We start from the raw sequence: 18224 nt of genomic DNA on the forward strand, positions 1-18224 counted from the left end.
CCTAATTACGGTTACGGTGGACTTTGATCACATCCGGCATCACGCGAATTTTACGCATGATATTCGCCAGATGAACGCGGTCACGTGCGGTGAGGCGGATAAAGGCGCTATAGACGCGACCATCACGCTCTTCGGTATTCAGGCTCTGAATATTCGAACCCGCCGTGTTGATGGCCGCCGTCAGATTAGCCAGCGCGCCCTGATGGTTAAACATGTCGACTTTGATTTCTGCTACGAACTCCTGCTCGGTGACTTTATCCCACTCGACCGGCATGAATTTTTCTGGCTCTTTCTGGTAGCCACGAATGTTTCGGCAGGATTCATGATGCACCACCAGCCCTTTGCCAGGACTGACATGGGCAACAATCGGGTCACCAGGAATCGGTCGGCAGCATTTGGCGAAGGTAATCAACACGCCATCTGCGCCTTTAATCGGCAGTTTACCGCGCTTGCTGGTGCTGGTGATGGCCTTGCTGTCAGCCTGCAGCAGGTTCTTCGCCACCACCACGCTCATCGCATTACCGAGGCCAATTTCCGCCAGCAGATCATCAAGGGAAGTCAGCTTCATGCGGTCCAGTTCCTGTCTGATATTCTCAGCCGGGATTTCAGCCAGTTTACGGCTACCGCCCAGCGCATGGCTGAGCAGGCGGCGACCCAGATTAACCGAGTCTTCGCGCTTGAGGTTCTTCAGGAGCTGACGAATTTTGGCGCGGGCTTTGGAACTGACGACAAAATTGAGCCAGGCGGCGTTTGGACGAGCGCCTGGCGCGGTGATGATCTCAATCGTCTGACCGCTGGTCAGGGTTTGCGACAGCGGATAAGGCTGGCGGTCAACGCGTGCGCCGACGCAGGCGTGGCCGATATCGGTGTGCACCGCATAGGCGAAATCTACCGGCGTCGCGCCGGTTGGCAACTCAACAATGCGGCCTTCAGGCGTAAAGACGTAGATCTCATCAGGGAAAAGATCGGACTTCACGCTTTCAATAAATTCAAATGAACTGCCCGCACTTTGCTGCAGCTCGAGCAGGCTTTGCAACCAGCGCTGCGCGCGAATCTGTGCAGTGGTGCCACTTTCGCCCGCCTGTTTATAAGCCCAGTGCGCAGCAACCCCCATTTCTGCCATCTGATCCATATCCTCGGTGCGAATCTGCACTTCAACCGGCACGCCGTGCGGGCCGATCATGGAGGTATGGAGCGACTGATAGCCGTTGGCTTTGGGGATGGCGATATAATCTTTAACGCGGCCCGGACGCGGCTTATATAAGCTGTGCATCTGGCCCAGAACGCGATAGCAGGTATCCAGATCTTTCACGATGACGCGAAAGGCATAGATATCCATGATCGAGTGAAAACGCTGCTCTTTCAGCGTCATTTTGCGGTAAATCGAGTAAAGATGCTTTTCGCGACCGCTGACGCGGCAGGGAATGCCCGCTTCCTGTAAACGGCCATCAATCTCAGAAAGAATCTTCTGGATCATCTCTTTACGATTACCACGCGCAGCTTTCACCACCTCTTTAATCACCCGATAACGGTTCGGGTAAAGTGCTTCAAAACCGAGCTCTTCCAGCTCTGTTTTAAGGTGATGAATACCCAGGCGGTGTGCCAGCGGACTATAAATCTCTAACGTTTCCAGCGCGATGCGGCGACGTTTGTCCGGGCGTAAAGACCCAAGGGTGCGCATATTATGGGTGCGGTCAGCCAGCTTGATGAGAATGACGCGGATATCCTGCACCATCGCCATAATCATCTTGCGGAAGTTCTCAGCCTGCGCTTCTTTCTTATCGCGGAATTTCAGCTTATCCAGCTTTGAAACGCCTTCGACCAACTCCGCCACGCTTTTACCGAACAGCTGTTCCATATCCTGGTAAGTGGCGGGCGTATCTTCGATCACGTCATGCAGCAGCGCGGCCATGAGCGTTTCATGGTCGAGCTTCATTTCCGCCAGAATACAGGCCACGGCAACCGGATGGGTGATATAAGGCTCACCACTGGAGCGTGTCTGTCCCTCGTGGGCATCACGTGCGACAAGGTAGGCTTGCTGGAGGCGCTTGATCTGCTCCTCTGGCAAGTATTTTTCAATCAGTTGATTGAGACTTTCAAACAGATACAAGGGCGACCTGCAGGTGGCTGTTAACGACGACCTTCAGCGATAGCGGTAACGGCCTGTAACTCAGCGGCTTCCTGCTCTTGCTGTTCCTGACGATCACGCACATCTAAAATCTGATTGGTGACCAAACCTTCTTCGATTTCGCGCAGGGCGATAACGGTAGGTTTATCGTTCTCTTCCGGAACCAGCGGATCTTTGCCGCCAACCTGCATCTGACGTGCACGACGTGCAGCGACCAACACCAGGTCAAAACGATTACCAACTTTTTCTACTGCGTCCTGAACGGTTACGCGTGCCATAGGTGTGCTACTCCACAGATGAAGAAATGACTGCGCATCATACTGAAACTGTATTCAGACTGCCAACAGTTTGCTGATTAAAGCATCGTGACGCGCCTTCTGACGCGCCATACGCAGACGTTCTGCGCGAATAATGGTTTTCAGATCGGACAGCGCCAGATCAAAATCATCATTCACAATTAAATAGTCATACTCGGCGTAGTGGCTCATTTCCGCTACTGCCTGAGCCATGCGACGTGTGATCACCTCTTCGCTGTCCTGACCACGACCGCGCAGACGGCGATCGAGCTCTTCTTTCGAAGGCGGCAAAACAAAGATGCTGCGTGCGCCAGGCATTTTAGCGCGGATTTGCTGCGCGCCCTGCCAGTCGATGTCGAGGAACACGTCAACGCCGGTTGCCAGCACCTGCTCAATGGCATGGCGTGACGTACCGTAGTAGTTGTCAAAAACCCGGGCATGTTCGAGGAAAGCATCTTCCGCGATCATCTGCTCGAATTCATGTTTCTCAACAAAAAAGTAATGTTCGCCATGGGTTTCACCCGGGCGCATACCGCGCGTCGTGTGCGAAACAGAGACCTGCGTGTCATACAACGGCTGGGTCTTTAACAGTGCCTGAATCAGGCTGGATTTCCCTGCACCGCTGGGAGCCGAAACAATATAGAGCGTGCCTTGAGCCATGGTTTTCTTGAATTGATTAAAAGCGGAGTCGATTTCCTGCACAGTATACACAGCTTCCCGTTGCCACGCAGCGTTTGCGCAGCGAGAACACCCAATCTTTTGCGCATCTGCGCGCAAATCTCTGTCGGGCAGCTGTAATGGTTCACGGATTACCCTGGCATCTCTTCCGGAACGAAACCTCGCCTCTGGCTGACGCTAATGCATTGCTGTTGAATGCCACAAAACGTCAGAGGAAAGAGTATGAAAGGATTCGGCTGGCCGCTGTCTGCGATTGTTCTGTGGTTCGCCCTATGGCCTGCGCACAGTGCCGTTTGTCCGGTCTGGACACCCGTACGGGCGACTGAAGAGATTGGCCGTTTGCAACAGCAACTGCAACACTGGGATGACGCTTACTATCGCCAGGGGCAGAGTCCGGTGACTGACACGGATTACGATGCGCTGCAGCAGCGGCTTGTTACCTGGCAACACTGCTTTAGCGCTTCTCAGCCCACTTATTCCCCGCAACTGCCTGGCAAGGGTGAGCACCTGCATCCAATCGCCCATACTGGCGTAAAAAAGATGCGCGACAAGCTGGCACTGGCTTACTGGATGCAGGGGCGACGCGATCTCTGGGTGCAGCCAAAAGTTGATGGCATCGCCGTTTCACTGGTGTATCGCCATGGCAGGCTGGTCTCGTTGTTAAGTCGTGGCGATGGATTGCGCGGTGAAGAGTGGCTGGCTAAAGCCGCCTGGATCCCGGCAATTCCGCTGCATATCGAGACCCCTCTCGACGAGGTTGTACTGCAGGGCGAGCTGTTTTTGTTGATGAACGGTCATCAGCAGGCGATTGATGGCGGCAAAAATGCGCGCTCACTGGTGGCCGGCGCGATGATGAGCAGGCAGCGGACTCCGCTGCTGGATTCGCTCGGTGTTTTCATCTGGGCATGGCCAGATGGTCCCGCCACAATGACGGAGCGCCATGAGCAACTCAGCCGCTGGGGGCTGGGCATTGCAGCAGAATGGAGCCACAACGTTAAAGATGAAGAGGACGTAGCCATCTGGCGTGAGCGCTGGTTTCATGCTGCGCTGCCTTTTGTCACAGACGGCGTGGTGGTTCATCAGAGTCTGCGGCCTGCAGGCAAAAACTGGCTGCCAGGCGAGGGTATATGGGCGGTTGCCTGGAAATATCAGCCTCCTGAAGTCAGTGCTGAAGTGCTCTCCGTCGATTTCCTCATTGGCCGAACCGGAAAAATAGCGGCGGTACTTAATCTTCAGCCAGTGCAACTGGATGATAAAACGGTCAGGCGGGTTAATGTCGGATCGCTTCGTCGCTGGCAGGAGAGCGATATCGTCGCGGGCGATGTGGTCACGCTGAGTCTGGCGGGTCAGGGAATACCCCGGCTGGAGCGGGTAATCTGGCGCGTGGCAGAGCGACATTATCCTCAGCCTCCCGAGGCGTCGCGTTATACGCCGTTGAGTTGTTATACCTTCAGCGCTGAGTGCCAGAAGCAGTTACTGGCGAAATTACGCTGGCTCAGCCAGAAAACGGTGCTGAATATTCCTGGGGTTGAGCGCAGCACCTGGCTGCGCTTACTGGAAAGCGGCAGTATGACGCATCTGTTCGGCTGGCTGACGTTAACACCAGAACAGATTGCCGCCGCGACGGCTCTCTCTCCGGAACGTGCGGAGCAGCTCTGGCACCGTTTTAATCTCGCTCGTCAGCAACCGTTTCGTCGATGGGTGAAGGCCCTTGGCGTTTCATTGCCGCAAAAGGCCCTGAATGCGCTGCCCGATCAGCAGTGGGAGAGCATAATGCGGCGGGATGTTATGGCCTGGCAAACTCTGCCGGGCGTTGGGGCGGGGTTGGCAACGCGCCTGGCTGAGCAGTTTCAGGATGCCCGTCTGCAGGCCCTCATCGCGTTCCTGCAACAGCAGGGTATTCCTGCGTCCTCAATGCTCGGGGTGGGGATAGTTGAAAATCGGCAAACCGAGACGGAAGCGCAGCGCCAGTAAACGGGCAAAAAAGCCGAACAGCAGGGTAATGATAATCACCGCTTCATGCGCCAGCGTGGTTTTCAGCAGCAGGATATACATCCAGCCCGAGGCGAAAGCGATACCGGCGTACAGCTCTTTCTGAAACACCAGCGGAATGCGATTACAGAACATGTCACGCAGTACGCCGCCAAAGACACCTGTAATCACTGCGCTTATCGCGGCAATAATCATGGCGTGTCCGGAATCAAGTGCAACCTGCGCGCCGATAATGGAAAAGACCACCAGACCCAATGCATCCAGCACCAGAAAAACTTTGCGCAGGTGGGTCATCAGGGGCGCCAGGAATGTGGTGACGACCGCTGCTGCCGCCACAATCATGATGTATTCGGGATTTTTCACCCAACCCAGCGGATAGTGACCCAACAGGATATCGCGCACCGAGCCACCACCAATTGCGGTCACTGACGCAATAATAATGACCCCGAACAGATCCATTTTGCGGCGACCCGCCGCCAGCGCACCTGTCATGGCTTCAGCAGTAATACCAATAATGTAGAGAACGGTCAGTAACATAGCAGACTCCAGTAAGACGGCGGCAAGGCTACAGCATTGCTTAACAGGCGGCGACAGAGATTTCAGGTGGTCGGCGTCCGGGATTTGCGCAGTGTATACCAGTCCGGCCCGGCATCAGCATAGAAAGACTTTTCAGTGCAAAACCGGTGATGAATGCTGGTGAAGGTTAAGATGAGACGATGTGCAGAGGAGTCGCGCGGGCCTGGCTGGTGTTAACTGACTCAGAACCAGGGGGAGATTTACAGCCCATGACGGCCAGAAATTTGCAGGTCAGACATTGGTCTGTAAAGAAGATAGAAAGAACGGGATGCTGCATCTAAAGAAAGGAGTAAAAATATATCGACAGGATTAACAAAAAGAAAGGCGTGCTGGTTAACAGCACGCCAACGCATCGTTTCGGATGCTCAGAGCCCACCATACAGACTTATTTTATTATTTGTTTCTTGCACGAATTTTAGCAAAAGCATTCAGACTAAAGTGATATTCCGGCTGGAACCATGAGCGACCATAGTAGCAGTAAATCAGCATGCGAATGGATGCCATCGCAAGGTAACCCCAGATCGCACATAATACAGAAGGTGTCAGCCAGACGGTAAATAAGGTGACTGCAAGTCCGGCTAATACTGAGGACGTTTCAGCAAAAGCAATGCGTGTATATTGCTTTTCACGCTGTAATACCGCACGGTAATGCTGACCCTGAGGGATGATAATAAACACCACTGAGACCATCTGCAGCATGAGAGCCAGTTCGGGCTGATTAAACAGGCTGTTCAGCAGGTGACTGCCCGTAAATAAAAGACCAAACACCGCGACACCCATCAACATATTACCCCAGTAAATGGTTGAGAGGTCATTAATTGAGAGCATACAGCGACGGATCAGTGTATTTGAGAAGCCGCGATCGGCCAGAGTATCAATAAACAGTAAGGCAATTATAGCAATCGCCAGCAGGTTAAGCTCATTCGCCTGCAGAATCTGCGCCAGCAACGAGAGTTGCAACACGCCAATGCCAATAATTTTGATTGAAGAGAGCAGAGACCATTTTGCGCTATTAAGACTGCTTTCACGTATTGCCATAATATACTCGTTAGAGTTCATCAACTCTGTGAGAATTAAATAATTGTGTAACGGCAAGAAGAGGTTGCTGTGACACCGTTAGTTAGTGCAATTTTTCCGGCCGAAGTCCTGAAATACCTCTCCAGGCTTGCCATGTTATTATTGATTTAATGAAATGATGCTCAGATAAAAAATAGATATCCCTGGTAAATTCCCTGTTTCGTGTCATGGCGGAATCCCCTGCAGCTAACAGAAATTCCGCCAGATCACGAATAAATCCTTTTGTATTTTTATATTCTCCTGCCAGCATCCTTGCGGCAATCTCAACGAATTCTTTTTCTGATAACAAAGGATAGGTTGAGCGGTCCATGACTTTTTCCTGCTTTATCATTATGGGTATTGCTGTGTGTGGAATGATTTATACATTGTTTTATTTAATTTAACACCATAAGAAAAGTCTGATTGCACGACCGCAGAAATAAATGGTTTCACTTTATGCATGATAAATATTAAATCTTCAGGAGAGCAGTGATAAACAATTGTTGATGATTAATGTATGTCTCTAAGGCAGAAGGTCATCAGGGGAGACAGAGAAGCCTGAAATCCGGGAAGATCAGCTATGTGAAAGCGGGTTAAGCCAGGAATTTTCCTGGCGGAGATGCTTAAGCAGGGTTGGTGGTAAATGTGTATCGGGGATGAGTAATCAGATAAGCGCTTTATGCTTTAATGTCAGAAGTTTTTCTATTTTTTTTCGTTAGCGACCAGCGATAAGTACAGAGAAAAACGTACGCTAAGTCCTTGATTTACTGTGTCAGAAGCTGATTGAGTTTCTCCAGATCATTGCTAACCCATTCAATATCCTGCTTAAATCTCTCATCTGAAGTAAATGGCTGGCGATAAACCGTAACCATTACCTCGGCACCCTGTTCATTAGCGATCACGCGCATCGGCACATAGATCTCCTTTCCTGAGCCGTTATCAATCCAGTGATCCATTACGCCAAACGGATTGTATGGTGAGAACCTGAGCTTCACATTGCCCAGGGGGCCTTTAGCACGCCAGCGATGTCCATCGGGTTCTAATGCACTGTGCGTTAACCCGGATGCCCATTTTGCGAAAAATTCCGGCTTCCAGATAGTTTCATAAAGATCTAACCAGTGACGTGGGATCGTCAGGCTCAGCGTGCGAGAGGAGAGCATGTAACCTCCAATGGATAAGCGAAAAAGGCATTAAAGCATGGGGCCAGACTTGTTAAAACGGTGTAACAGTAGAAGTGTGGTGTTGACAGGGTTTCGTACAAAAGGCAGACAACGGATGAGGCTGTCTGCCGCAGAATCAGATGAAGTTGCCACGCGCAGAAACGGCATGATCTTCGCTATGACCACTGGCGTGACGCAGAACAAAGCCATCCGACTGCGCCATCACTGCGCAACTGTGATTCGGGAAGATACGCAGCAGCGTGCCGACTTCAGGGCGGCGATCCTGAAACAGCAGAAAACCGTGCTCCTCGGATAACTTCGTCACTTCATAGGTATTGCCCGCTTCGTCTGCTGCAACACCAAAGCCGCTGGCATTGGTGCCGTGCGGCCCTTTATCCGAACTCAGCATTTTTGATCCGGCGTCAACAATGGCGAAATGATCGTTTACCGCCACAACGCGGGTAATGACGCTCATTGCCAGTTGATCGACGTGGCTTAACCCAAGGCGGCAGGCAGTAAGATCCAACAGTGCATAGTTACCGGGCCGGATTTCATTAATGCAGGGCGCAATCTCTGCTGCCAGCGCAGTAGGAGTTGACCCCACTGAGAGAGGGCAGTCGGTAAAACCCGCAGCCTGCAGTTTTGCCTGAACGCGCTGCATCAATGCCGTTTCCTGGCGGGCGACCTCCGCAATGGCTGCGGCATGACCCGCACCATAAGCGTGACCGGCATGTGACACTAATCCGGCAAAGCGTAATCCCTTGTCCTGTAATGCCTGGGCAATCAGCACGGCGTCATCTGTATCGGGATTGACGCCAATGCGATGTAACCCAACATCCACTTTAATCGCCACCGCCAGTTCGCACCCTGGCTGATGCTGGCAGGCCTCAGCGATCGCCGCCACGCCCTGCAGGCTGTCCGCAATCAGGGTGAGTCTGACCTGATGAAGCACGGCGAGGCGCAGTAATTCAGCCACGCTTTGCGGATGTACAACCGGATAGGCTAACAACAGATCGCGTATACCACCCTGAATAAAACTGATGCCTTCGCTGGGTTTTGAGACGGTGATCCCCTGCGCGCCAGACTCAATCTGTCGCCGGGCAATCCAGACGCTTTTATGCGTTTTGATATGCGGACGCAACGCGACGCCAGCCGCACGGGCTTTGCGCTGCATATGCTGCAGGTTGCATTCCAGGCGTGCTGCATCCACTTCAATGTAAGGTGTGAGGCGATCGTCAATCAGCGGACGCTGCCACTGCTGTGTGTCATTGATATCCATAAGGTGTCCGTTAATAACGAGATAAGAAGATTCATCATTCCCTAATAATCTCTCTGATACCAGCCTGCTTACCGCAGAACAGGCATGTTGAGCAGCAGAAACAAGAGCCATTGCTATAACGCGAGAGGCATGATGAGGAGAGGGGGATCGGGAAAGAGGAAAGGGAGGAACAAAAGGAGTGAACCCGGATATTAAAACAAAAAAGCAGGCACGCGGCCTGCTTTATCAGTTTACTCAGATATAGAGTGACTGTTCACCCGGCGGACGGGTTTTGAATCGGCGATGTAGCCAGAGGTACTGTTCGGGTGCACGCAGGATCTGATTTTCGATCACTTTATTCATGTAAGCGGCAGCAGCAGCCTCATCGGTATGAGGATAATTTTCCAGCATCGGTTCGATGATTAAATGGTAGCCATCATTTCCTGGATTACGAATCAGCATAATCGGTACCATCGCTGGCTTCGCCAGACGCGACAGAACAAAAGTCCCGTTGGTAGTGGCAGCTTTTTCCACCGCAAACAGTGGCGCAAAGGTGCTGCCTTTAGGGCCGTAATCCTGGTCTGGTGCAAACCAGACCGATTCACCCTGTTTCAGAGCATGAACCATACCGCGCAGATCACGACGGTCAATCATCGCTTTATTAGAACGCATGCGGCCTTTGGTCTGCACATACTCCATCGCCTGATTATTGTGCGGGCGATACATCGCCATCATCGGCTGACAGAGTCCACTGATGCGTCCGCCCAGCTCCAGCGACATGAAATGTACGCCAATCAGCATCACACCGCGCTTTTCGTTCTGCGCAGCGTGAAGATTATCCATACCTGAAACGTTAAACAGGCGTTTTACTGCCCGGTCAGACCAGAACCAGGCAATACCGGTTTCAGCCAGGGCCATGCCTAGCGATGCGAAGTTACCAGCGATCATGTGTTCGATTTTTTCTTCACTGATACCCGGGAAGCAGAGTTCGATGTTACGACGGGTAATACGCTCGCGGCGCTGCAGGAAATGGCGAGAGATTTTGCCGGCACCGGCACCGAGACGCATGAGAACAGGATAAGGAAGCTGGACCAGCAGCCAGAGTACGCCAAGGCCAAACCAGGTAAACCAATAACGCGGATGCAGCAGCGAACTGCTAAATTTTCCGGTGTTTTTCATTAACAACCTTCATGGAAGTTGAGGGGGGTATCGCATAAAGAGCACTTCCATGAGTCTTAAAGCGGTACGGCTGTATTGAATTCGACCGATACTTTATCAAAAAGTGCCTTCAAAAAAAGGGAAACTCCGTGATTCACAGGATTGATCTGTTTCAATGAAACAGTGCGTCGGGGACATAAAAAGAGTTAAATTCAGAAAAATTATTTTAAAATCAGAAACTTAAAAAGAAATCATCCTAAATGCAAAGCATGATTAAAGTGTGTTCCGGAAGTGTCTGGAAATGAACGTTTATCAATCTTTACGTGATAATGAAGCCGCAGGTGGGAGTCAAAAGCCACATAGGGAGGTTAAACCCGAAAGATAATGCCTGAAAAATGAACAAAGCGCCATTGCTGACGCTTTATAACTGACCTGCCGGGCGGGAACTTACTCGATGTTCTGAATCTGTATGTTGATTGTATTTATATTGTTTATGATGATCATATACTTAAGTTTATTTTTCAGGCTATTTTATATTTTACCCCCCAATCCACTCCCCGTTGAGAGAAGTGACCATTTGGTCAGCTCACAGGCTTTATGGTTGTCGTAAATCGCTCACCTTTGACCAGTTCACCAGAAGGTTTTCGATAGTATGACTCGCCATCAAGTCGGTAGTAAGTATATCCATCCTTTGTTTTAGTGATGTCCATCATCCAGTTTGACTTGTCTATACAATTCTCATCTGATTTCATGTCATCAAAGCACAGTAAGTAATCAGTATCATGGTCTGGAAAAGCACCTGAATTCTTGGGGGCGAGTTTTTGATACTTACCATTAAAGTCCCAGATTGAAACATTGTAAGTTTCACGGGAAGAAATGGTTTTGACTCCATTATTATCCCACCACTTTATTTTGTCACTATCAGAGAAAGGGATGTTTTTAACCAAAAAATCTTTTCTGGTATCAGAGTCATGAATTGCAAGCACTTTTGGAGAATTAAAGAAGTTAACATAGAATAATGCTAACATTATCAATGCCACAATAAAAACTGTAGTCTTTTTGAATCTCATTAATTTCTCCTGCTATTTATTTCAAATTCAGCTTTCATATTAGTTAAGAAAGGTTTAAAAGCGAAGTGTTCCCATCTTTGAAGGACAAACCAAATACGAAATGCTCTGATAAAATGAAATTTAGGATTCATGATGTCAGTTTTATCGAGACCGAAATGGTCTTGACCTGCTCCCCGTTGATTAACACACCGCGATGTTAGTAATGTCTTCATCAGTCACATGAGGACATTCCCATGAAGAAGCGATTTTCCGACGAACAGATCATCAGTATTCTCCGCGAGGCCGAAGCCGGGGTTTCAGCCCGGGAATTCTGCCGTAAGCATGCTATTTCAGACGCCACCTTTTACACCTGGCGCAAGAAGTTTGGCGGCATGGAAGTCCCCGAAGTGAAGCGGCTCAGGTCACTTGAAGAGGAGAACGCCCGCCTTAAGAAGCTGCTCGCTGAAGCCATGCTGGATAAGGAGGCGCTTCACGTGGCTCTGGGCCGAAAGTTCTGACGACGGACCAGAAACGGGAAGCCGTGGAAGCCATGTGTGAGACAACGGGTCTGTCGCAACGCCGTGCCTGCAGGCTGGCCGATCTGTCACTTTCAACCTGCCGTTATTCGGCTCAGCGCCCGGCTTCTGACGCGCAGCTGTCTTTACGTATCACAGAGCTGGTACTTGAACGCCGCCGATTTGGTTACCGGCGCATCTGGCAGTTATTGCGTCGGGAGGGCTTTCACGTCAACCACAAGCGGGTTTACCGCATCTATCACCTTAACGGTCTGGGTGTAAAACGCAGGCGGCACCGTAAGGGGCTGGCGACTGAACGGCTTCCGCTTCTGCGCCCGGATGCGCCGAACCTGACATGGTCGATGGATTTTGTCATGGATTCACTTGCCAGCGGCCGCCGGATTAAGTGCCTGACCTGCGTGGATGATTTCACGAAGGAGTGCCTGACGATCACCACGGCATTCGGGATTACAGGCGTTCAGGTGACACGTATTCTGGACAGCATTGCGCTGTTTCGTGGCTATCCTGCAACGATAAGAACCGATCAGGGCCCGGAATTTACCTGCCGCGCGCTCGATCAATGGGCCTTTGAACATGGCGTTGAGCTGTGCTTAATCCAGCCGGGCAAGCCAACGCAGAACGGATTTATTGAGAGTTTCAACGGTCGCTTTCGGGATGAATGCCTGAATGAACACTGGTTCAGCGATATTCTTCATGCCCGGAAAATCATTAATGACTGGCGGCAGGACTATAACGAGTCCAGACCTCATTCATCGCTTAAATACCAGACGCCGGCTGAATTTGCAGCAAGCTGGAGAAATGGAAAATTAGAAGGTAAACAAACCGACATTACTAACTGAGCGTTGTATCTAATACTGGGGGCAGGTCAGGAGCAATGTCTTTTCGGTAAACCCTTTCAGGTATGCCCGGATATTTTAATCTTTTAACAAGATCTTTATGCCAGTCTTCAAACAGCTCATTCACTGTAGTCAGTTCTTCAGGTCTGTTTAGCTTCCTTTCTGCGATAGGATCATCTCCAGCCAGAACCTTTTTGCGAACATCTTCTGCAAGACTACGGGCTTCTGCGAGTGACACTATAGAAACCTTGCCTAAAGTGATTTCTCGTCTTTTTGAGTGTGCTGTGTATCTCAGCATCCAGTAAGGTTCACCTTTTGAGGGGATCTTCAGGTATAAGCCTCGCTCATCTCCAAACTTACCAACACCGCCTGCTTTTATCAGAGACTGAACGGCTTTTGCTGTTAGTGAACCCATATACCTGACCTGTCGTTTTTAGTGGGGGGTATCTGGTTATAGACTGTTATATTTTTCTAGTAAAGCAAAAGTACTCCCCATTTTACCCCCCATTATTTCGTGGATTTAAGCGGAGAAGCATGTTCATCAGTGGAATTTTACTTCCATAAAAAAGCCCATTTAACATGGGCTTATGGCTTTATATGGATGAGGGTGGAAATTATTCGATGTTCTGAATCTGCTCGCGCATCTGTTCAATCAGCACTTTCAGTTCGATCGCGGAAGTGGTGATCTCGGCGTTGATCGACTTTGATGCCAGCGTATTCGATTCCCGATTGAACTCCTGCATCATGAAATCGAGACGGCGCCCTACAGCCTCTTTCTTTTTCAGGATGTTGTAGGTCTCTTTAACGTGTGCATCCAGACGATCCAGCTCTTCGGACACATCAACACGCTGCGCCATCATCACCAGCTCCTGCTCAAGGCGATTGTTTTCCAGCTGGACTTCAGCATCTTCCAGTTTGGCGACCAGGCGTTCACGCTGCCATTTGATCACGTCAGGCATCTGCGCGCGCACTTTGCTGACTTCCTGCGAAACGCCTTCCAGACGCTGTTCAATCATCGCTTTCAGCGCGGTGCCTTCGCTTTCGCGCGCCGCAATGAAATCGTCCAGCGCGCCATCCAGTGCCTGTAACAATTGTGTGTTGATGGCATCCAGATCCTGCTCCTGCGCAGACATCACGCCCGGCCAGCGAAGAATATCCAGCGGATTAATCGCGCCTTCGTCGCTCTGCATTTTTACCCAGTTAGCAGCCTGCACCAGCTGTTTCGCCAGCGTTTCATTCAGCATCAGTTCGCCCTGAGCGCTGGGATCGGCATCATAACGCAGGTTGCACTCAATTTTACCGCGCGTCAGACGCTGGCGAATGCGCTCGCGGATAACCGGCTCCAGCCCACGAAACTGTTCAGGCAAACGGATGTAAGTTTCCAGATAACGCTGGTTAACAGAACGCAGCTCCCAGGCTGCGCTGCCCCATTCGCCTTTGGCTTCGCTGCGGGCATAAGCGGTCATACTGCGGATCATAAGCGGTACTCAATTTACGGAAAGATGGGTGAAGTATAGCGAGGCGAGCCACGCCATAACAGGCATAAGCGTCTTACAGGAAAATAACGAACTATTTCCGCTTTCAGCGGCAGCCACATATGATGACCACTGGTCACCTATGAGGATAACTGATTTATGTCCCGCGTTATTGCATTCCCTGTTGTAATGGCTCTGCTGCTGGTGGGTTGCCAGACGCGCCACGCGCCGCCGACTAAACCGCACCCCATCTGTGCCGGTGGCGACATGATGATGCAGACCACGTTGTGGTTCGGACTCAGCAAGCCAGATGGCGGCAGTGTGAGTTCACTCGACTGGATGAACTTCGTGGATAATGAAGTCACGCCACGTTTCAAAGCGGGACTGTCGGTCTATGACGCCAAAGGTCAATGGCTGGGCGAGAACGGTCAACTGGCAAGAGAGAACAGTAAAGCGTTGATGCTGATCCACGGTATCGATCCCGCGACCAATCATGATATTGAGGCGTTACGTACCCTCTATAAAAAACGGTTTGGTCAGGAGTCGGTTATGCGGGTAGATGCACCCGTCTGTGTCGGGTTCTAGGGCGAAAGCGGGCGGCGAAGCTGCCGCCCGCTAAATAGTCAGATAAACAGACCGGCAAAGGCCGCAGAGAGCAGGCTGACCAGTGTGGAGCCATAGACCAGCTTCCAGCCAAAGCGGGAAACCACATTTCCCTGTTTCTCGTTCAGGCCTTTTATTGCGCCCGCCACAATGCCGATCGAGGCAAAGTTAGCAAAAGAGACCAGGAACACCGACAGAATACCCAGCCCGCGCGCACTCATGCCCGCCGCGACTTTCTGCAGTTCAATCATCGCCACAAACTCATTCGCGACCAGCTTAGTCGCCATGATGCCTGCCGCCTGCAGGGCATCGGCTTTCGGAATCCCAATCAGCCAGGCCAGAGGATAGAACAGATAGCCGAGCAGCTGCTGGAAGCTGTAGCCAAACACCGCCGCAAACAGCGCGTTAACGGCAGCAATCAGAGCAATAAAGCCAATCAGCATCGCCAGAATAATCATCGCCACTTTGAAGCCTGCCAGGATGTACTCACCCAGCATCTCGAAGAAGCTCTGCTCTTCATGCAGCTTTTCCAGCGCGATAGGCTGCTCATCCCGGCTTTCCATCGGGTTGATGATCGACAGGATAATAAAGGTGCTGAACATGTTAAGCAGCAGTGCAGCAACCACATACTTCGGTTCAATCATCGACATATAAGCACCGACAATCGACAGCGAAACGGTGGACATCGCGGTCGCTGCCATGGTGTAGAGCCGGCGCGGTGGGATATCACCCAGAATCCCTTTATAGGCGATAAAGTTTTCTGACTGACCGAGGATCAGTGTGCTGACGGCGTTGAATGACTCCAGCTTGCCCATGCCGTTAATCTTCGACAGCAGCGTTCCGAAAACACGAATCAGTAGCGGCAGGATGCGCCAGTGCTGCAATATGCCAATGAGTGCCGAAATAAAGACAATCGGACAGAGCACACCAAGGAAGATAAACGCCAGCCCCTGTTTGCTCATTCCGCCAAAAACGAACTCCGTGCCCTGCGCCGCAAACCCCAGCAACGTCTCAAAGAAACCGGCAAACGATCCGACCAGTGCCAGCCCTCCGGCGGAGTGAAGGAAGAACCAACCCAGCGCGGCTTCCACCACAATCAGTTGAATAATAAAGCGCAGACGAATCTGTTTACGGTCATGACTGACCAGCAGCGCAAGGGCGAAAATCACCACCAGCGCCAGCAGGAAATGAAGAATGGCGGCCATATGTCTTTTTTATCAGAGAGAAAGGAAAGCGCATTTAGCCACAGCTGGCCGGAAATTTCATCTGATGCCTGCTTCAGGCAGGCGCAAGAGACAGCGGGCAAGGAAGTCCGTATAATGCGCAGCCAATCATTAGCAAGCCGGAGAATACCCATGCGTCCAGCAGGCCGTAGCGCACAACAGGTGCGTCCAGTCACATTGACCCGCAATTACACCAAACACGCAGAGGGTTCCGTTCTGGTGGAATTCGGCGAAACGAAAGTGCTTTGCACTGCCTCCGTAGACGAAGGGGTTCCGCGTTTCCTTAAAGGCCAGGGCCAGGGTTGGGTCACAGCCGAATATGGCATGCTGCCGCGTTCGACCCACAGCCGTATGGCGCGTGAAGCCGCAAAAGGTAAACAGGGTGGCCGTACGCTGGAGATTCAGCGTCTGATTGCCCGTTCACTGCGCGCCGCGGTTGATCTTAAAGCGCTGGGTGAATTTACCATTACGCTCGATTGTGACGTAATCCAGGCCGATGGCGGCACCCGCACCGCATCAATCACTGGCGCCTGTGTGGCTCTGGCTGATGCGCTGAACAAGCTGGTAGCCAGCGGCAAACTGAAAGCAAACCCGATGAAGGGTATGGTCGCCGCGATTTCAGTGGGCATCGTCAAAGGCGAAGCCCTGTGCGATCTGGAGTATGTTGAAGACTCAGCCGCAGAAACTGACATGAATGTCGTGATGATGGAAGATGGCCGCATGATCGAGGTGCAGGGCACCGCCGAGGGCGAACCCTTCAGCCATGAAGAGCTGCTGACGCTACTGGCGCTGGCGCGCGGCGGAATTGAGGAACTGATTCAGGCGCAGAAAGCAGCGCTGGAAAATTGATGTAACAGGCGACCTCAGAGTCGCCTTTTCTTTATTTGAGGAGTGAGAGATGAAAGCCTGGCAGCGTCAGTTTATTGAATTCGCCCTGAACAAGCAGGTGCTGAAGTTCGGTGAGTTCACTTTGAAGTCCGGGCGTAAAAGCCCCTATTTCTTTAATGCCGGTCTGTTTAACAGCGGACGGGATTTAGCGCTGCTGGGACGCTTCTACGCGCAGGCGCTGGTGGATGGCGCTGTTGATTTCGATCTGCTGTTTGGTCCGGCCTATAAAGGCATTCCGATTGCTACCACCACGGCAGTGGCGCTGGCTGATCATCATGACCGCGATGTGCCTTACTGCTTTAACCGTAAAGAAGCCAAAGATCACGGTGAAGGTGGCCTGCTGGTAGGCAGTCCGCTGCAGGGCAAAGTGATGCTGGTGGACGACGTGATCACAGCGGGCACGGCGATTCGTGAGTCGATGGATATTATCGGCGCGCACAACGCCACCCTGGCAGGTGTGCTGGTTTCGCTAGATCGTCAGGAGCGTGGACGCGGAGAGATGTCGGCAATCCAGGAAGTGGAACGTGATTACGGCTGTAAAGTGACCGCGATTATTACCCTGGCAGACCTGATTTCCTGGCTGGAGGAGAAGCCTGAGATGGCCGATCACCTGGCTCAGGTCCGTGCTTATCAGAAAGCGTACGGGATTTAACAGAGGCGGGCGCAATGCCCGCCTTCTTTGACGCTTTACGTTAGCTGAGCAGCCATGAGTGGCCAGCGGACCTCAAAGTCTGCGGTAGGACTGAAACGAAACTCAGAACGGACATACCGCGACAGCAAACCTTCACAGAAAGCCAGCAACTGACTTGCCAGCAATGCTTCATCAGCCTGAAAAGCCTCGCCCTCACGCATTTTCCGCTCACGCATGACCTGTCGCAGTTGCACTTCAATCCGCTCAAACAGTTGATTGATACGTCCCTGCAGTCGGTCCTGCTCAAACATCAGAGCATGGCCGGTCAGTATGCGCGTCAGTCCCGGATTACGCTCACCAAATCCCAGAATCAATTGCACGATCAGACGCAGACGCGTCATGGTCTCTTTTTCATCCTTGAGGATCAGATTGATGCGGGTAATCAGACTGTCTTCGATAAACTCAATCAGACTATCGAACATGCGTGTCTTGCTGGGGAAGTGACGATACAGCGCCGCTTCGGAAACACCCACTGTGGCTGCCAGTTTGGCTGTGGTGATACGCTGACTGCCATCGCCCGACTCCAGCATCTGCGCCAGCGCCTGCAAAATCTCTTCGCGACGATTCCGCTTCGCGACTTTTTTTTCTGCCATGACCTTAAAGACCCCTGAAATTCACCTA

General features: G+C 51.6%; 19 protein-coding genes and 1 pseudogene. 5 read left to right on the forward strand and 15 right to left on the reverse strand.

What is annotated here, in order from left to right:
- Position 1: 1 nt before the first annotated feature.
- The 3 genes from spoT to gmk are packed head-to-tail and all read right to left on the reverse strand — an operon-like array spanning position 2 to position 3084.
- Positions 2-2110 carry a bifunctional GTP diphosphokinase/guanosine-3',5'-bis pyrophosphate 3'-pyrophosphohydrolase gene (gene spoT, locus IAI47_RS00510; protein ID WP_003851347.1) on the reverse strand — a complete coding sequence of 703 codons (2109 nt, stop codon included), beginning with the start codon at positions 2108-2110 and terminating at the stop codon, positions 2-4.
- Between the two features lie 20 nt (positions 2111-2130).
- Positions 2131-2406: a DNA-directed RNA polymerase subunit omega gene (gene rpoZ / locus IAI47_RS00515; protein ID WP_003851346.1), complete on the reverse strand. Its 276-nt coding sequence runs from the start codon at positions 2404-2406 to the stop codon at positions 2131-2133.
- Positions 2407-2460: 54 nt separating this feature from the next.
- Positions 2461-3084: a guanylate kinase gene (gene gmk, locus IAI47_RS00520; RefSeq protein WP_033743562.1), complete on the reverse strand. Its 624-nt coding sequence runs from the start codon at positions 3082-3084 to the stop codon at positions 2461-2463.
- Positions 3085-3324: 240 nt separating this feature from the next.
- On the opposite strand from gmk, the gene ligB reads away from it, so the two are divergent.
- A complete protein-coding gene (gene ligB, locus IAI47_RS00525) occupies positions 3325-5076 on the forward strand; it encodes an NAD-dependent DNA ligase LigB (RefSeq protein WP_008926965.1) in 1752 nt (583 codons plus the stop codon).
- Here ligB and IAI47_RS00530 read toward each other — a convergent pair.
- The 8 genes and pseudogenes from IAI47_RS00530 to IAI47_RS00565 all read right to left on the reverse strand — a co-directional run.
- Complete coding sequence (locus IAI47_RS00530) at positions 5014-5631, reverse strand: trimeric intracellular cation channel family protein (protein WP_008926964.1); 618 nt, start codon at positions 5629-5631, stop codon at positions 5014-5016. The genes ligB and IAI47_RS00530 overlap by 63 nt on opposite strands.
- A gap of 432 nt (positions 5632-6063) precedes the next feature.
- Positions 6064-6708, reverse strand: coding sequence for an oligosaccharide flippase family protein (locus IAI47_RS00535; RefSeq protein WP_003851343.1), 645 nt, complete (start codon positions 6706-6708; stop codon positions 6064-6066).
- An 82-nt stretch (positions 6709-6790) separates the two neighbouring features.
- Entirely contained in the window at positions 6791-7057 is a 267-nt protein-coding gene (locus tag IAI47_RS00540) for a hypothetical protein (protein ID WP_008926962.1), read from the reverse strand.
- A gap of 433 nt (positions 7058-7490) precedes the next feature.
- Positions 7491-7886 carry a hypothetical protein gene (locus IAI47_RS00545; RefSeq protein ID WP_008926961.1) on the reverse strand — a complete coding sequence of 132 codons (396 nt, stop codon included), beginning with the start codon at positions 7884-7886 and terminating at the stop codon, positions 7491-7493.
- A gap of 136 nt (positions 7887-8022) precedes the next feature.
- On the reverse strand, positions 8023-9165 hold the full coding sequence (locus tag IAI47_RS00550; RefSeq protein WP_008926960.1) for an alanine racemase: 1143 nt from the start codon (positions 9163-9165) through the stop codon (positions 8023-8025).
- 234 nt (positions 9166-9399) lie between these two features.
- Positions 9400-10323: a kdo(2)-lipid IV(A) palmitoleoyltransferase gene (gene lpxP / locus IAI47_RS00555; protein WP_003851339.1), complete on the reverse strand. Its 924-nt coding sequence runs from the start codon at positions 10321-10323 to the stop codon at positions 9400-9402.
- 560 nt (positions 10324-10883) lie between these two features.
- Complete coding sequence (locus IAI47_RS00560; RefSeq protein WP_008926959.1) at positions 10884-11372, reverse strand: DUF943 family protein; 489 nt, start codon at positions 11370-11372, stop codon at positions 10884-10886.
- Positions 11372-11539, reverse strand: a pseudogene (locus IAI47_RS00565) (DUF3289 family protein); the annotation flags it as partial. The gene IAI47_RS00560 and the pseudogene IAI47_RS00565, both read right to left, overlap by 1 nt.
- 66 nt (positions 11540-11605) lie before the next feature.
- Here IAI47_RS00565 and IAI47_RS00570 point away from each other — a divergent pair.
- Positions 11606-12726, forward strand: a protein-coding gene (locus tag IAI47_RS00570; protein ID WP_085980578.1) for an IS3 family transposase whose coding sequence is annotated in 2 segments (ribosomal slippage) — positions 11606-11864 and positions 11864-12726 — 1122 coding nt in all. Because the reading frame shifts where the segments join, the coding sequence is not laid out codon by codon here.
- Here IAI47_RS00570 and IAI47_RS00575 read toward each other — a convergent pair.
- Positions 12719-13138: an Arm DNA-binding domain-containing protein gene (locus IAI47_RS00575; protein WP_008926956.1), complete on the reverse strand. Its 420-nt coding sequence runs from the start codon at positions 13136-13138 to the stop codon at positions 12719-12721. The genes IAI47_RS00570 and IAI47_RS00575 overlap by 8 nt on opposite strands.
- Before the next feature lie 199 nt (positions 13139-13337).
- Positions 13338-14201 carry a YicC/YloC family endoribonuclease gene (locus IAI47_RS00580; protein WP_003851337.1) on the reverse strand — a complete coding sequence of 288 codons (864 nt, stop codon included), beginning with the start codon at positions 14199-14201 and terminating at the stop codon, positions 13338-13340.
- A 156-nt stretch (positions 14202-14357) separates the two neighbouring features.
- On the opposite strand from IAI47_RS00580, the gene IAI47_RS00585 reads away from it, so the two are divergent.
- A complete protein-coding gene (locus IAI47_RS00585; protein ID WP_003851336.1) occupies positions 14358-14783 on the forward strand; it encodes a DUF3574 domain-containing protein in 426 nt (141 codons plus the stop codon).
- A 38-nt stretch (positions 14784-14821) separates the two neighbouring features.
- Here the strand turns inward: IAI47_RS00585 and IAI47_RS00590 are convergent, their stop codons facing one another.
- Complete coding sequence (locus tag IAI47_RS00590; RefSeq protein WP_003851335.1) at positions 14822-16006, reverse strand: NupC/NupG family nucleoside CNT transporter; 1185 nt, start codon at positions 16004-16006, stop codon at positions 14822-14824.
- A 150-nt stretch (positions 16007-16156) separates the two neighbouring features.
- Between IAI47_RS00590 and rph the strand changes: the two genes are divergently transcribed.
- Complete coding sequence (rph, locus tag IAI47_RS00595; RefSeq protein ID WP_003851334.1) at positions 16157-16873, forward strand: ribonuclease PH; 717 nt, start codon at positions 16157-16159, stop codon at positions 16871-16873.
- 49 nt (positions 16874-16922) lie between these two features.
- Positions 16923-17564, forward strand: coding sequence for an orotate phosphoribosyltransferase (pyrE, locus tag IAI47_RS00600; protein WP_003851333.1), 642 nt, complete (start codon positions 16923-16925; stop codon positions 17562-17564).
- 35 nt (positions 17565-17599) lie between these two features.
- Here the strand turns inward: pyrE and slmA are convergent, their stop codons facing one another.
- A complete protein-coding gene (slmA, locus tag IAI47_RS00605; RefSeq protein ID WP_003851331.1) occupies positions 17600-18196 on the reverse strand; it encodes a nucleoid occlusion factor SlmA in 597 nt (198 codons plus the stop codon).
- Positions 18197-18224 lie beyond the last annotated feature (28 nt).

Origin of the sequence: Pantoea sp. MT58 (assembly GCF_014495885.1) — a bacterium.
Lineage (GTDB): Bacteria > Pseudomonadota > Gammaproteobacteria > Enterobacterales > Enterobacteriaceae > Pantoea > Pantoea eucalypti.